General features: G+C 65.8%; 11 protein-coding genes. 4 read left to right on the forward strand and 7 right to left on the reverse strand.

Annotation, left to right across the window (positions count from 1 at the left end):
- Window positions 1-45 precede the first annotated feature (45 nt).
- On the reverse strand, window positions 46-507 hold the full coding sequence (gene trmL / locus AC4OR5_RS08920) for a tRNA (uridine(34)/cytosine(34)/5-carboxymethylaminomethyluridine(34)-2'-O)-methyltransferase TrmL (protein WP_003096047.1): 462 nt from the start codon (window positions 505-507) through the stop codon (window positions 46-48).
- Here trmL and AC4OR5_RS08925 point away from each other — a divergent pair.
- Window positions 506-973, forward strand: coding sequence for a hypothetical protein (locus AC4OR5_RS08925; RefSeq protein WP_058161042.1), 468 nt, complete (start codon window positions 506-508; stop codon window positions 971-973). The two genes, trmL and AC4OR5_RS08925, sit on opposite strands and share 2 nt — an antisense overlap.
- Before the next feature lie 956 nt (window positions 974-1,929).
- Here AC4OR5_RS08925 and ntrC read toward each other — a convergent pair.
- The 4 genes from ntrC to AC4OR5_RS08945 all read right to left on the reverse strand — a co-directional run bounded on the left by ntrC (window position 1,930) and on the right by AC4OR5_RS08945 (window position 5,800).
- Complete coding sequence (ntrC, locus tag AC4OR5_RS08930) at window positions 1,930-3,360, reverse strand: two-component system response regulator NtrC (RefSeq protein ID WP_003104661.1); 1,431 nt, start codon at window positions 3,358-3,360, stop codon at window positions 1,930-1,932.
- Window positions 3,361-3,362: 2 nt separating this feature from the next.
- On the reverse strand, window positions 3,363-4,439 hold the full coding sequence (gene ntrB, locus AC4OR5_RS08935; protein ID WP_003096033.1) for a two-component system sensor histidine kinase NtrB: 1,077 nt from the start codon (window positions 4,437-4,439) through the stop codon (window positions 3,363-3,365).
- A gap of 270 nt (window positions 4,440-4,709) precedes the next feature.
- Window positions 4,710-5,282 carry a DUF4124 domain-containing protein gene (locus tag AC4OR5_RS08940; RefSeq protein ID WP_058161043.1) on the reverse strand — a complete coding sequence of 191 codons (573 nt, stop codon included), beginning with the start codon at window positions 5,280-5,282 and terminating at the stop codon, window positions 4,710-4,712.
- Window positions 5,279-5,800 (reverse strand): DUF4124 domain-containing protein, encoded by a 522-nt coding sequence (locus AC4OR5_RS08945; RefSeq protein WP_034025660.1) that lies wholly within the window; start codon window positions 5,798-5,800, stop codon window positions 5,279-5,281. Before AC4OR5_RS08945 ends, AC4OR5_RS08940 begins: the two co-directional genes overlap by 4 nt.
- A gap of 287 nt (window positions 5,801-6,087) precedes the next feature.
- On the opposite strand from AC4OR5_RS08945, the gene AC4OR5_RS08950 reads away from it, so the two are divergent.
- Window positions 6,088-8,295, forward strand: a complete 2,208-nt coding sequence (locus tag AC4OR5_RS08950; protein WP_003111156.1) for a mechanosensitive ion channel family protein — start codon at window positions 6,088-6,090, stop codon at window positions 8,293-8,295.
- Here AC4OR5_RS08950 and AC4OR5_RS08955 read toward each other — a convergent pair.
- Window positions 8,292-8,696: a hypothetical protein gene (locus AC4OR5_RS08955; protein ID WP_023107326.1), complete on the reverse strand. Its 405-nt coding sequence runs from the start codon at window positions 8,694-8,696 to the stop codon at window positions 8,292-8,294. The two genes, AC4OR5_RS08950 and AC4OR5_RS08955, sit on opposite strands and share 4 nt — an antisense overlap.
- Before the next feature lie 147 nt (window positions 8,697-8,843).
- Complete coding sequence (gene glnA, locus AC4OR5_RS08960) at window positions 8,844-10,253, reverse strand: glutamate--ammonia ligase (protein ID WP_003096016.1); 1,410 nt, start codon at window positions 10,251-10,253, stop codon at window positions 8,844-8,846.
- A 336-nt stretch (window positions 10,254-10,589) separates the two neighbouring features.
- Here glnA and thiI point away from each other — a divergent pair, with 336 nt between their 5' ends.
- Window positions 10,590-12,044: a tRNA uracil 4-sulfurtransferase ThiI gene (gene thiI, locus AC4OR5_RS08965; RefSeq protein ID WP_003096011.1), complete on the forward strand. Its 1,455-nt coding sequence runs from the start codon at window positions 10,590-10,592 to the stop codon at window positions 12,042-12,044.
- Window positions 12,045-12,260: 216 nt separating this feature from the next.
- Window positions 12,261-14,078 carry a translational GTPase TypA gene (gene typA / locus AC4OR5_RS08970; protein ID WP_003096009.1) on the forward strand — a complete coding sequence of 606 codons (1,818 nt, stop codon included), beginning with the start codon at window positions 12,261-12,263 and terminating at the stop codon, window positions 14,076-14,078.
- Window positions 14,079-14,161: the final 83 nt, after the last annotated feature.

Here is a 14,161-nt window from a genome sequence, read left to right on the forward strand (position 1 = left end):
GAAAAAGCCCGCCTTGCGCGGGCTTTTTCATGCCTGCCGGCCGGCTCAGTCCATGGCGAAGCCGAGCTGGCGCCAGGCTTCGTAGACGGTCACCGCCACCGTGTTGGACAGGTTCAGGCTACGGCAGCCTTCGCGCATCGGCAGGCGCAGGCGCCGATCGGTTGGCAGGGCGTTGCGCACGTCCTCCGGCAGTCCGCGGCTTTCCGGGCCGAAGAGGAAGGCATCGCCGCGCTGGTAGGCCACTTCGTGGAAGGCCCGCGACCCCTTGGTGGTGAAGGCGAACAGGCGTGGCTGGCCGAGGGCCTCGAGGCAGCTCTGCAGATCCGGGTAGCGGCGTACGCTGGCGTATTCGTGGTAGTCGAGGCCGGCACGGCGCAAGCGCTTGTCGTCCAGTTCGAAACCGAGCGGCTCGATCAGGTGCAGACTGCATCCGGCGTTGGCGCAGAGCCTGATAATGTTGCCGGTATTCGGAGGAATCTCCGGTTGAAACAGGATGACGTGGAACATGCAGGGCTCCGGAGCAGATAACGGGCGGCATTCTACCTCCGCCATCGACGATCTGCGGCGCCAGCGCTGGAAAGTCTGGGGTGCGCTGGTGCTTGCCGGGTTGTTGTTCGGGCTGATGCTCGGCAGGTTGTTCGGTCCCGCTTCGCTGCCGACGTCTGCGCCGCAACTGCTGGCGGTCGGGGAGAGCGAGCAGGGCCTGGTCCTGCGCTTCGATCGCCAGGCTGCGGTTACGGCGGCACGGGTGGAGGGTGCCCTGACGTTGCGCATCGTCGCCCGGGGCGCGGCGCAGCAGGGAGACGGGCGATGGCTGGGCCAGCCGTTGCGCTGGCACGTCCGCGAGGAGGGAAAGGCGCTGCTGTTGAGCCTGGTCTCGACCCGCCCCTTGCAGGGGCGCTGGCAGTGGTCGGAGGACGGCGAGGGCTGGCGCCTGGTCGTCGAACTGCAGGAGCGCGACGGCCGGGAATAAAAGGGGGAATTCTCAGCCTGCCTGTACCGAGGTCCCCAAACGGGAGGGCGGAGGCGCGGATCGCTGCGCTGCCGCCGGGCATAAAAGAGGGGAGTTCTCAGCCTGCCTGTACCGAGGTCCCCGAAACGGGTGTGGCGGTTGCGCGCGGATGCTGCGTCTGCCGCCGGGTGTAAAAGAGGGGATTCCCCAGCCTGCCTGTACCGAGGCCCCCGAAATCTTCGTTATCTGCTCCAATGCAGGGGCTGTGCCAATTCTCATGAGACGCTGGCGGCGCGCTCGCTTTCCTGAAGGGTTGTGGATAAGTCTGTGGGCGAGCTGGTGATGAATGCCTCTGGAAGCCCGTGGATCAAGGGCTTGGCGGCATCCCAGGGGTTTGTGGGAAGTCGATTGCGGAAAAATGACGGAGCGGGCTTTTCCGCCAGCGATTGATGCCGATTTGTCGCCTGCTGGTGCACGCTGCCCAAAATCCGGGCAAGGGCCGCTGCCCCGCCGAACCGGCGGATAACCGCGATGCGGTTATCCGCCCTACGCCATGGTTTGATCGACGGTGCCGGGCGGGCGCTCTGCCGAGGCTGGAGCTGTGCTGCGGACGGTAGGGCGAATAACGCCAGCGGCGTTATCCGCCGCGGCTCTGCACAACCGGCGGATAACCGCGATGCGGTTATTCGCCCTACGCCACGGTTTGATCGACGGTACTGGGCGGGCGCTCTGCCGAGGCTGGGGCTGTGCTGCGGACGGTAGGGCGAATAACGCCAGCGGCGTTATCCGCCGCGGCCCTGCACAACCGGCGGATAACCGCGATGCGGTTATTCGCTCTACGCCACGGTTTGACCGACGGTATCGGGCGGGCGCTCTGCCGAGGCCGGGGCGGCGTCTCGCTTGGCAGGGGCGCGCGACGGACCATGAAAAACGGGGCCCGAAGGCCCCGTTGGGTCGCTCATGGGAGCAGTGGCGCTTCAGTCGTCGCCTTCGTCGTCGGCTCCATCGACGTTCATCCCCAGCTCCTTGATCTTGCGGGTCAGGGTATTGCGGCCCCAGCCGAGCAGCACGGCGGCATCGCGGCGGCGGCCGGCGGTATGCTTGAGGGCGGTTTCTATCATGATCCGTTCGAAGGCCGGCACGGCGCTGTCCAGCAGGTTCGACTGGCCGCGGCCCAGCGCCTGGTCGGCCCACTGGCGCAGGGCCTGTTCCCAGTTCGCCGCCGGCGCGCTGTCCTGCGGCTGGGTCAGCAGTTCCGGCGGCAGGTCGTCGATGTGCACCTCGCGGCCGGAGGCCATCACGGTGATCCAGCGGCAGGTGTTCTCCAGTTGGCGGACGTTGCCCGGCCAGCCGAGGTTCTTCAGGTACTCTTCGGTTTCCGCCTTCAGCAGCTTGGGTTCCACCGCCAGCTCCTGGGCGGCGCGGCTGAGGAAGTGCCGGGCCAGCGCCGGGATGTCCTCGCGGCGGTCGGCCAGCCGTGGGATGTGGATGCGGATCACGTTCAGGCGATGGAACAGGTCCTCGCGGAACTTGCCGTCGCGCACCAGGCTTTCCAGGTTCTGGTGGGTGGCGGCGATGATCCGCACGTCGACCTTCACCGGCGTGTGCCCGCCGACCCGGTAGAACTCGCCGTCGGCCAGGACGCGCAGCAGGCGGGTCTGGGTGTCGGCCGGCATGTCGCCGATCTCGTCGAGGAACAGGGTGCCGCCATCGGCTTGCTCGAAGCGTCCGCGGCGCTGGGCGGCGGCTCCGGTGAAGGCGCCCTTCTCATGGCCGAACAGCTCGGATTCCATCAGGTCCTTGGGGATCGCCGCCATGTTCAGCGCGATGAATGGCGAGGCTGCGCGCGGGCTGTGGCGATGCAGGGCATGGGCGACCAGCTCCTTGCCGGTACCCGATTCGCCGTTGATCAGCACGGTGATGTTGGAATGGCTGAGGCGGCCGATGGCGCGGAATACCTCCTGCATCGCCGGCGCCTCGCCGATGATCTCCGGCGTGCGCGCCTGGTTCGCCGGCAGCTCCAGGCCCTGCTGCTCCTGGGCGTGCTGGTTGGCGCGCTTGACCAGGGAGACCGCCTCGTCGACGTCGAACGGCTTGGGCAGGTATTCGAAGGCGCCGCCCTGGTAGGAGGCCACCGCGCTGTCGAGGTCGGAATGCGCGGTCATGATGATCACCGGCAGGCGCGGATGCAGTTCGCGGATCTGCGCCAGCAGGTCGAGGCCGCTGGCGCCGGGCATGCGGATATCGGAGATGATCACGTCCGGCTGCTGCCGGCCGAGGCGGCCGATCACGCTGTCGGCGCTGTCGAAGCTCACCGTGGTCATGCCTTCCTGTTGCAGGGCTTTTTCCAGTACCCAGCGGATGGAGCGGTCGTCGTCGACGATCCAGACGGTCTCTGATCGGCTCATGGTCAATGCACTCCTTGTTCCAGGGGCAGGAACAGACTGAACACGGTATGGCCGGGGTGGCTCTCGCATTCAATCAGCCCCTGGTGCTGGCTGATGATGTTCTGGGCGATGGCCAGGCCGAGTCCGGTACCGTCCGGACGGCCGCTGACCATGGGGTAGAAGATGGTTTCCTGGAGCTCGGCCGGAATGCCCGGGCCGTTGTCGATGATCTCCACCTTGCACACCAGGCGGTGACGCGTGTGGCCGATGGTGAACTGGCGCAGGGTACGGCTGCGCAGGGTGATGCGACCGAGGCGCAGGTCGTTCTGCCCGGCGATCGCCTGCATGGCGTTGCGTACCATGTTGAGCACGGCCTGGATCATTTGCTCGCGGTCGAGCAGCAGGTCGGGGATGCTCGGGTCGTAGTCGCGGACCAGGGTGATGCTGCCCTGGCTCTCCGCTTCCACCAGGCTGCTGACCCGCTCCAGCACTTCATGGATGTTGGTCGGCGCCAGGTTCGGCAGTTTGTTCGAGCCGAGCATGCGGTCCACCAGGTTCCGCAACCGGTCGGCTTCTTCGATGATGACGTTGGTGTAGTCCTTCAGCGACTCTTCCGGCAACTCGCGGGATAGCAGTTGCGCTGCGCCGCGGATGCCGCCGAGCGGGTTCTTGATCTCGTGGGCGAGCCCGCGCACCAGCAGCTTGGTGGTCTCCTGCTTGGACAACTGCGCTTCTTCGCGGGTGATCCGCATCAGCCGGTCGCGCGGATGGACCTCGAGCAGCAGCAGCGTCTCGTTGCGGTTGAGGATGGGCGTCACCGCATAGTCGACCGTGATGCTGACGCCGGTGATAGAGGTCAGGGTCGCTTCGCGCTTGGTGAACGGATGCGCCTGCTCCACCGCCTGGCGCAGCGAGTTCAAGGCTTCCGGCGATTCGGTGAACAGCTCGCTGATGAATTGCCCGTGGCTGCGCTGGCCGCTCACGGCCAGGAGCATCTCCGCCGCCGGGTTCATGTACTCCAGGCGCAGTTCGCCGTTGAGTAGGATCACCGCGGTGGTCAGGTTGTCGAGCAACAGTCGGTGCAGGGTATCGGTCGGCATGGCGGGCAGCTGTTCCAAGGTTGGGCAGGAAAATGCAAAAAGCAAACCAGGCGCCGAAAAGGCGCGTTTTTTCTGCCGAGGCGCTGGCTAGAGGTGCGCCGGGAAGGTTTTCGGCGACGAGCGGTGACCCGAAATGGGGACAGTATAGAAAGTGGTGCGGGTAATCGCACCAATCTGGTGCGTTGACGTGGCCGGCGGCGTTTTCGCCAGGAGAGTCGGGAAAAAAACCGGAAAATCCCGCCCACGGCGGAGTGGGCAGGGGAAGTTCGGCTAGCGCTCGCTCGGCTGTACCGCGCTGACCAGCGGCGTATCGACCTCCGGCAGGGGTTGCCCGGCGATGCTCACTCGATGCAGGTGGAAGGGCTGGCTCGGGGTGCTTTCGACGGTCATGCCGTCGCCATCGATGATTTCCACTGCGACCTGGTGGGTGCCGCGATCGAGGTTCTTCAACGGGAACACCGGGCTGCGTCCCGGCGCTCCGGCAGGCTTGCCGTCGAGCAGCAGACGATAGCGATGGCCGGGCAGCAGCGCCGGCTCGCTGGTGACGGTGACGATGACGTCGCCGCTGTTGGCGCGCAGGGTTGCGTCCGGTTCGGGGAAGAGGATGCGCAGTAGCTGGTAGGCCGGCGGCTTCACCTCCAGCGGCGCGGCGGGCGGACGATAGCGTATGCCCGGCGGCGCCACGCTGTTGCCCGGCGCCAGTTCGACGCGTTGGGCCTTGCGCCCGCTGGGCGGCTGGTCGGTGTAGACGCGGTTGCCCTCGGCGTCGATGTAGGTGTAGACCCCCGCTTGCGCGGCGCAGGCCAGGCACAACAGGAGGGCGCCGAGAACGCGCGGGATCATCGCTTCTTCCCGAGGTGCACGCGCTGCACGGTGAAGGTCACCGGCGGGCTGGATTGCAGCACCCGTTCGCCATTGAGTACCTGTACCGCGAGGCTGTGGTCGCCGCGGTCGATCTCGTGCAGGGTGAAGCGGGTGCCGCTGCTGGGCGTGCCGTAGGGTTTGCCGTCCAGCACCAGTTGCAACTGGTGGCCGCTGTGCAGGGCCGGGCGGATGCTGACGCTGACGTTGAAGGTGCCGTTGTTGGCGCGCAGCGCCTCTTCCGTGGGGAGGTCGCTGAGGGCAAGGATCTGGTAGGCGGCAGCCTCGCTATCGGCGGCCGGGGCATTGCCCGCGGAGGACTTTTCCGGCGTGTCGATTCCTACGGTATTGGTCGGCTGCAGTTCGACGGTCTGCGCCTGCACCCCGTCTGGCGGCTGGTTGGTGAATACCTTGTTGCCGTTGGCGTCGGTGTATTGGTAGATCTGCGCCATGGCCGGCAGGGCGGCGGCCAGGAGCAGGCAGCTGGTGATCAGGCGCATGGACGGTCTCCGGGTGAACCTGCCAAGCGTTGCACCGCATCGGCGCGCTGGCAAGCCGTGCATTGTGCGGCATGCGGGTATTCGAAGGTGTGCGCTGGGGCACGTTGGCGGTCGCTGTGCCCCGCCGCGCGGCTGCGTTCGTCTCAGCCGGCACTGGCGGGGCGAACCCTCGTTGCGCCAGAGTGTCTGTGCTTGCGCCGCCGGCCGGCGGCCCCGTTCGAAACGGCGGGTGTCCGGCTTGTATGATGCGGCTGTTTCGGTTTCTCACCTTGGGGACTGCCTTTCTCGTGCCGATCATCGCCCGCTTCACCCTTCGCTCCCGCGTCCTGGCGGCCCTGCTGCTGTGCCTCTGCGCCGCCCTGTTCTACTCGCCGCCGGGCGCCGCGGCGCTGCCGAACCCGTTGGCGGGGAGTTCCTCCGGTGGCGAGAAGGTCAGCGATGCGCAGTTGGAACAATCGCTGAACCAGGTCATCCAGACCCTGGAGAACGACAGGCAGCGCGCCGACCTGCTGAAAAAGCTGAAACAGCTGCGCGACGTGACCAAGAAAGGCAAGGAAAGCGAGGGTGGGGTGCTGGGGCTGATCGGCGATACCCTGACCAGCCTGGAAAAGCAGTTCCAGGGCGCGAACAGCCCGGTCGCGTTATGGGGCAACCAGTTCCAGCTGGCGCGTGCCGAACTCGAGGAGCGCTTTCCCAGCTGGCGCGACCTGCCGGCGATGGTCTTCGATTTTTCGGTGGTGATCCTCCTCTGGGCTTGCCTGGCCAGCGCGCTGCTCTGGCTCAGCCGGCGTATGCGCGAGCGCTTCGGCCTGTCGGCGGAGTTGCCGCAGCATCCGAAGACCCGCGACCTGCTGCTGTTCTCCCTGCGCAAGCTGGGCCCCTGGCTGGTGGCCTTCCTCATTACCCTGTACCTGTCGGTGGTGCTGCCGGACTCCCTGAGCAAGACCCTGGCGATGGTCATGGCCTATGTGCTGGTCTGCGGCACGCTGTTCTCCGCGCTGTGCGTGATTTCCCTCTCGCTGCTCAGCGGCCCGCACCGCCAGCGCGCCCTGGATATCCTGCGGCGCCAGGCGTTCCGCCCGTTGTGGCTGATCGGCAGCCTCGCCGCGCTGGGCGAGGTCGCCCACGATCCGCGGCTGATCGCCGGCCTCGGCGAGCACACCTCGATCTGCCTGAGTACCCTGGCCAACGCCAGCGCCGCGCTGTTCACCGCCTTGTTCGTGATGCGTTTCCGCCGGCCGATCGCCCACCTGATCCGCAACCAGCCGCTGGAGCGCCGCCTCAAGCGCCGTAGCCTGCACGACCTGGTGCAACTGGTCGGCTCGCTGTGGTTCGTGCCGGTGCTGGTGCTGGTGGGGATTTCCCTGTTCGCCACCTTCGTTTCCGCCGGCGACAGCAGTTCGGCGTTGCGCCGGGCGCTGGTCTGCGCGGTGCTGGCGGTGGTGGCGATGACCGTGATCGGGCTGATCCGCCGCCGTTCCAGTCGGGTCGGCGCCGGCCCGCGCCGCAGCGCGCCGTACATCGAGCAGTTGCAAAGCTTCGGCTACACCCTGCTGCACATCTTCGTGGTGCTGTTCTTCATCGAGGTCGCCTTGCGCGTCTGGGGCATGTCGCTGATTCGCTATGCGGAAGGCGAGGGCGAGCAGATCAGCATGAAGGTGGTCAGCTTCGGCACCACCCTGCTGGTCGCCTGGCTGATCTGGATCCTCACCGATACCGCGATCCAGCACAGCCTCGGCCTGGGCGGCAAGAGCCGGCCGAACACCCGCGCGCTGACCATGCTGCCGCTGATCCGCAACGTACTGTTCGCCACCATCGCGGTGATCGCCCTGATCGTCGCCCTGGCCAACATGGGCATGAACGTCACCCCGTTGCTGGCCGGTGCCGGCGTGATCGGCCTGGCCATCGGCTTCGGCGCGCAGTCGCTGGTGGCGGACCTGATCACCGGCCTGTTCATCATCATCGAGGACTCGCTGTCGATCGACGACTACGTCGACGTCGGCGGCCACCTTGGCACGGTCGAGGGCCTGACCATCCGTACCGTGCGCCTGCGCGACCTGGACGGCGTGGTGCATACCATCCCGTTCAGCGAGATCAAGAGCATCAAGAACTACTCGCGCCAGTTCGGCTACGCGATGTTCCGCTGGCCGGTGCCGGCGAGCATGCCGATCGACGACGCGGTGGCGCTGGTGCGCGAGGTCGCGATGGAGCTGCGCAGCGACCCGGCGGTCTACCGCAACCTGTGGTCGCCGATGGAATTGCAGGGCGTGGAGAGTTTCGACAACGGCCAGGCGATCCTGCGCTTCCGCTTCAAGACCGCGCCGATCAAGCAGTGGGAGGTCCAGCGGGCGTTCAACCTGCGCCTGCGTCGGCGCCTCGACCAGGCCGGCCTCGAACTGTCCATGCCGCGTCTCAACGTACAGTTGAGCCGGGCGCCCAAGGCGAAATCCGCGGAACCGGACGAGCAGGGCACGCCGGCGGACGGTGGCATCTAGCGCGACAGGATGACCCGACAGATGCGGCGCATGTCGCGGTCGTCGATGCCGTCGCACTGCCACGGCGCACGCGATACCACGGCCCGGCACTGGCGGCGCATGTCGCGGCTGTCGATGTCGTCGCAGCGCTTGCGGTCGCCGCGGACGATGGCGCGGCACTGGCGGCGCGTGTCGCCGTCGCGGATGTCGTCGCAGTCGTAGCGCTGTCCCGGCGCCAGCAGCGCGCCGCAGTAACGCCGCAGGTCGCGGCTGTCGATGTCGCCGCAATCCCCGCTGTCGCCGCGCTCCAGGGCGTTGCACATGCGCCGCAGGTCGCGGTCGTGGATATCGCGGCATTCGGTGCCGGCCTGGGCGGGCAGGCTGAGGACGACGGCGAGCAGGAGCCAGAGAGAGTGACGCATGGACGGTCCTTATCCTTGGGGCGGGGAGCGCGGCAAGTCTAACCGAACGGCGCGGCGAACTTTGCTTTTCTCCATGGGCCGGCCCATAAAAAAGGCCTCCCGAAGGAGGCCTCAAGAGGGTGACTCGTTGTTATAGGAAACGTTGGATCAGACGCTGTAGTACAGGTCGTATTCCAGCGGGTGCACGAAGGTGCGCACCTTGATCTCTTCTTCGCTCTTCAGCTCGATGTAGGCATCGATGAACTCGTCGGTGAACACGCCGCCCTTGGTCAGGAACGCGCGGCCCTTGTCGAGTTCTTCCAGCGCCTCTTTCAGGCTGCCGCAAACCTGCGGGATTTCCTTCGCCTCTTCCGGCGGCAGGTCGTACAGGTTCTTGTCGGCGGCATCGCCGGGGTGGATCTTGTTCTGGATGCCGTCCAGGCCGGCCATCAGCAGCGCGGCGAAGGCCAGGTAGGGGTTGGCTGCCGGGTCCGGGAAGCGCGCTTCGATACGGCGGGCCTTCGGGCTGGATACGTAGGGGATACGGATCGAGGCGGAACGGTTGCGCGCCGAGTAGGCCAGCATCACCGGAGCTTCGAAGCCCGGGACCAGGCGCTTGTAGGAGTTGGTCGAGGGGTTGGTGAAGCCGTTCAGGGCCTTGCCGTGCTTGATGATGCCGCCGATGAAGTACAGGGCGGTCTCGGACAGGCCGGCATAGCCTTCGCCGGCGAAGGTGTTCTTGCCGTCCTTGGAGATCGACATGTGCACGTGCATGCCCGAGCCGTTGTCGCCGTACAGCGGCTTCGGCATGAAGGTCACGGTCTTGCCGTAGGCGTCGGCGACGTTGTGCACGCAGTACTTCAGGGTCTGCACTTCGTCGGCCTTGGCGACCAGGGTGTTGAACTTCACGCCGATCTCGTTCTGGCCGGCGGTTGCCACTTCGTGGTGGTGGACTTCGACCACCAGGCCCATTTCTTCCAGGGCGTTGCACATGGCGGTGCGGATTTCATGGTCGTGGTCGACCGGCGGTACCGGGAAGTAGCCGCCCTTCACGCCCGGGCGATGGCCCTTGTTGCCGGACTCGATGTCGGCGTCGGTGTTCCAGGAAGCCTGCTCGGAGAAGATCTTGAACATCGAGCCGGAGATGTCGGACTTGAACTTCACTTCGTCGAAGATGAAGAACTCCGGTTCCGGGCCGACGAACACGGTGTCGCCGATGCCGGTGGACTTCAGGTACTCCTCGGCGCGCTTGGCGATGTTGCGCGGGTCGCGCTCGTAGCCTTGCATGGTGCTCGGCTCGATGATGTCGCAGACCAGGATCAGGGTCGGCTCTTCGGTGAACGGATCGAGGACGGCGGTGCTGTCGTCCGGCATCAGGATCATGTCGGAGGCTTCGATGCCTTTCCAGCCGGCGATGGAGGAGCCGTCGAACATCTTGCCGGCTTCGAAGAACTCATCGTCCAGCGCGTCGCGAGCCGGCATGGTGACGTGTTGCTGCTTGCCCTTGGTATCGGTGAAGCGCAGGTCTACCCACTTCACGTCATGGTCTTTGATCAGTTGGTGCGACTTGTACGACATGCTGTCCTCCAGGAGGGATTAGAGCTGGGAGCTTTTTCTGTGCCCCAGTATCGGGTGATGCCGGCCGGAATACTCCGCCAGGGCAACCTGCCTCACAAGTGAGCAAGTTGCGTGCCAGTGCCCGGAATCGGGCAGGGCCCCATGTTTGGCGGGGCCAGGTCTTCTTCAGGGTAGCTGGGCGGCCTTCGGGTGCACCGTTATGGTGCTCCATGTTGGTGCATCATTCCATTTTGGTGCAGCAAAAATAACTGTGCATATTTCTGCTCAATACGTGAGCAATTTCAGATATAATTCCGCCCCTTTTTTTCCGTCGCCCCGCGCGTTCGCGTCCCTCGCATGAAACTCATCGTCAAGACCTTCCAGGAAATCACCATCAAGAGCCGGCCGGTGCGCAAGCGCTTCATCCGGCAGTTGGCGAAGAACATCCGCGCGGTGCTGCGCGACCTGGACCCGGAGCTGAAGGTCGAGGGCGAGTGGGACAACCTGGAGGTAGAGACCGCCGTGGTCGACGCCAAGGCCAGGCGCGAGATGATCGAGCGCCTGACCTGCACCCCGGGCATCGGTCATTTCCTCGAGGTCCACGAGTATCCGCTGGGCGATTTCGACGACATCCTCGCCAAGTGCAAGGCGCATTTCGGCGACCAGTTGGCCGGCAAGACCTTCGCCGTGCGCTGCAAGCGCGCCGGCAAGCACGCGTTCACCTCGATGGAGGTGGAGCGTTACGTCGGCAGCGGCCTGCGCCGCGAATGCGGGGCTGCCGGGATCGACCTGAAGCAGCCGGAAGTCGAGGTGCGGATGGAAATCCGCCTCGACCGCCTGTTCGTCATCCATCGCCAGCATCCGGGCCTGGGCGGCTATCCGCTGGGCGCGCTGGAGCAGGTGCTGGTGCTGATGTCCGGCGGCTTCGACTCGACCGTGGCGGCCTACCAGATGATGCGCCGCGGGATGATCAGCCACTTCGTGTTCTTCAACCTCGGCGGGCGCGCCCACGAACTGGGGGTGATGGAAGTCGCCCACTACCTGTGGGAGAAGTACGGCCGCTCGCAGCGCGTGCTGTTCGTCAGCGTGCCGTTCGAGGAAGTGGTCGGCGAGATCCTCACCAAGGTCGACGACAGCTATATGGGCGTGACCCTCAAGCGCATGATGCTGCGCGCCGCCAGCCGCGTGGCCGAGCGCCTGGAGCTGGACGCGCTGGTGACCGGCGAGGCGATCTCCCAGGTGTCCAGCCAGACCCTGCCGAACCTCTCGGTGATCGACCGGGTTACCGACACCCTGGTGCTGCGCCCGCTGATCGTCAGCCACAAGCAGGACATCATCGACACCGCCCGGCAGATCGGCACCGCCGAGTTCGCCCGGCACATGCCGGAATACTGCGGGGTGATCTCGGTGAACCCGACCACCCAGGCCAAGCCCTACCGCGTCGAACACGAAGAGTCGAAATTCGACATGGCGGTGCTCGAGCGCGCCCTGGAGCGCGCCACCCAGCGCACCGTCGACCGGGTGATCGACGAACTCGGCCAGGACCTGCAGGTGGAAGAGGTCGGCGAGGTGCTGCCCGGTCAGATTGTCATCGATATCCGCCATCCTGATGCCCAGGAAGACGAACCCCTGGCCCTGGAAGGCGTCGAAGTCCAGGCGCTGCCGTTCTACGCGATCAACAGCCGCTTCAAGGAACTGGACGCCAACCGCCAGTACCTCCTGTATTGCGACAAAGGGGTGATGAGCCGCCTGCATGCCCATCACCTGCTCAACGAGGGGCACACCAATGTGCGTGTTTATCGTCCGGCTTAAGCAGCCGGGCTTGTTCGGCGGCAGCATCCGCCACCGTCCTCCCGACACGTCCGCCGCCTAGGCCGATGCCCGCCCTTCGGCGTGCCGGCCGGACCGGGGCAGCGTCCGCCTGCTGCCCGCCCCTTAATTGAAGAAGCCTGTCGTGTCGGGCGCCGCCCTGTCCGACCCCACCACCGCCGCGAAGCCGCGCTTCGGGCGTTAAACGAGACAAGACTTGTGATCGAAAATCTGCGCAACATCGCCATCATCGCCCACGTCGACCATGGCAAGACCACCCTGGTGGACAAGCTGCTGAAGCTGTCCGGCACCCTCGACCGCAAAGAAGCGGAAAGCGAGCGGGTGATGGACTCCAACGACCAGGAAAAAGAGCGTGGCATCACCATCCTGGCGAAGAACACCGCGATCAAGTGGAACGGCTACAACATCAACATCGTCGACACCCCCGGTCACGCCGACTTCGGCGGCGAGGTGGAGCGCGTGATGTCGATGGTCGACTCCGTGCTGCTGGTGGTCGACGCCCAGGACGGCCCCATGCCGCAGACCCGCTTCGTGACCCAGAAGGCCTTCAAGGCCGGCCTGCGTCCGATCGTGGTGGTGAACAAGATCGACCGTCCGGGCGCGCGTCCGGACTGGGTCATCGACCAGATCTTCGACCTGTTCGACAACCTCGGCGCCACCGACGAGCAACTCGACTTCCCGATCGTCTACGCCAGCGCCCTGAACGGCATCGCCGGCCTCGACCACGAGAAGATGGACGACAACATGGACGCGCTGTTCCAGGCGATCATCGACCACGTCCCGGCCCCGGTGGTGGACACCGAGGGTCCGTTCCAGATGCAGATCTCGCAGCTGGACTACAACAGCTTCCTCGGCGTGATCGGTATCGGCCGCATCACCCGCGGCAAGGTCAAGTCCAACACCCCGGTGGTGGCCATCAGCGACGACGGCAGCAAGCGCAACGGCCGCATCCTGAAGATCATGGGCCACCACGGCCTGCAGCGCGTCGAGGTGGCCGAGGCGGAAGCCGGCGACATCGTCTGCGTCAGCGGCATGGAGGAGCTGTTCATCTCCGATACCCTGTGCGACCCGCAGAACGTCGAGGCGCTGCCGCCGCTGACCGTCGACCAGCCGACCGTGAGCATGACCTTCCAGGTCAACGATTCGCCGTTCGCCGGCCGCGAAGGCAAGTTCGTCACCAGCCGCAACATCAAGGAGCGCCTGGAGAAGGAACTGCTGCATAACGTGGCGCTGCGCGTCGAGCCGGGCGACAGCCCGGAGAAGTTCAAGGTTTCCGGCCGTGGCGAACTGCACCTGTCGGTACTGATCGAGACCATGCGCCGCGAAGGCTTCGAGCTGGCCGTGGGCCGCCCGGAAGTGGTGATCATCGAGAAGGACGGCGAGAAGCAGGAGCCCTACGAGAACGTCACCATCGACATCGAGGAGCAGCACCAGGGCTCGGTGATGGAGCAGATGGGCCTGCGCAAGGGCGACCTGAGCAACATGATTCCCGACGGCAAGGGCCGCGTGCGCCTGGAGTACACCATTCCGGCGCGCGGCCTGATCGGCTTCCGCAACAACTTCCTGACCCTGACCTCGGGCACCGGTATCCTGACCTCGACCTTCAGCCACTACGGTCCGATCAAGGCCGGCGAAGTCAGCAACCGCCAGAACGGCGTACTGGTCTCCATGGCCACCGGCACCGCGCTGACCTACTCGCTGGAGACCCTGCAGAGCCGCGGCAAGCTGTTCCTCGGCCCGGGCGACGAAATCTACGAAGGCCAGTTGGCCGGCATCAACAGCCGTGACAACGACTTGGTGATCAACCCGACCAAGGGCAAGAAGCTCGACAACATGCGCGCTTCCGGCAAGGACGAAGTCATCGCCCTGGTTCCGCCGATCCGCTTCACCCTCGAGCAGGCGCTGGAGTTCATCGCCGACGACGAGCTGGTGGAAGTGACGCCGAAGTCGATCCGCCTGCGCAAGAAGATGCTCAACGAGAACGACCGCAAGCGCTACGAGCGCAGCAAGGTCTAAACCTTTGCCCTACCGGCGCGCCGCAACGGCGTGCCTCGCGGCCGGCAGGCAGGGCAGGGGTGCCCGGCCTGCCGGCCGTTTTG

The sequence above is a fragment of the Pseudomonas sp. YA1 genome (assembly GCF_058680555.1).

Excerpts from the sequence above, each read along its gene's own strand:
- AC4OR5_RS08925 (WP_058161042.1), top strand. The coding sequence starts at position 506 with ATGCAGGGCTCCGGAGCAGATAACGGGCGGCATTCTACCTCCGCCATC.
- trmL (WP_003096047.1), bottom strand. The coding sequence starts at position 507 with ATGTTCCACGTCATCCTGTTTCAACCGGAGATTCCTCCGAATACCGGC.
- ntrC (WP_003104661.1), bottom strand. The coding sequence starts at position 3,360 with ATGAGCCGATCAGAGACCGTCTGGATCGTCGACGACGACCGCTCCATC.
- ntrB (WP_003096033.1), bottom strand. The coding sequence starts at position 4,439 with ATGCCGACCGATACCCTGCACCGACTGTTGCTCGACAACCTGACCACC.
- AC4OR5_RS08940 (WP_058161043.1), bottom strand. The coding sequence starts at position 5,282 with ATGATCCCGCGCGTTCTCGGCGCCCTCCTGTTGTGCCTGGCCTGCGCC.
- AC4OR5_RS08945 (WP_034025660.1), bottom strand. The coding sequence starts at position 5,800 with ATGCGCCTGATCACCAGCTGCCTGCTCCTGGCCGCCGCCCTGCCGGCC.
- AC4OR5_RS08955 (WP_023107326.1), bottom strand. The coding sequence starts at position 8,696 with ATGCGTCACTCTCTCTGGCTCCTGCTCGCCGTCGTCCTCAGCCTGCCC.
- glnA (WP_003096016.1), bottom strand. The coding sequence starts at position 10,253 with ATGTCGTACAAGTCGCACCAACTGATCAAAGACCATGACGTGAAGTGG.
- thiI (WP_003096011.1), top strand. The coding sequence starts at position 10,590 with ATGAAACTCATCGTCAAGACCTTCCAGGAAATCACCATCAAGAGCCGG.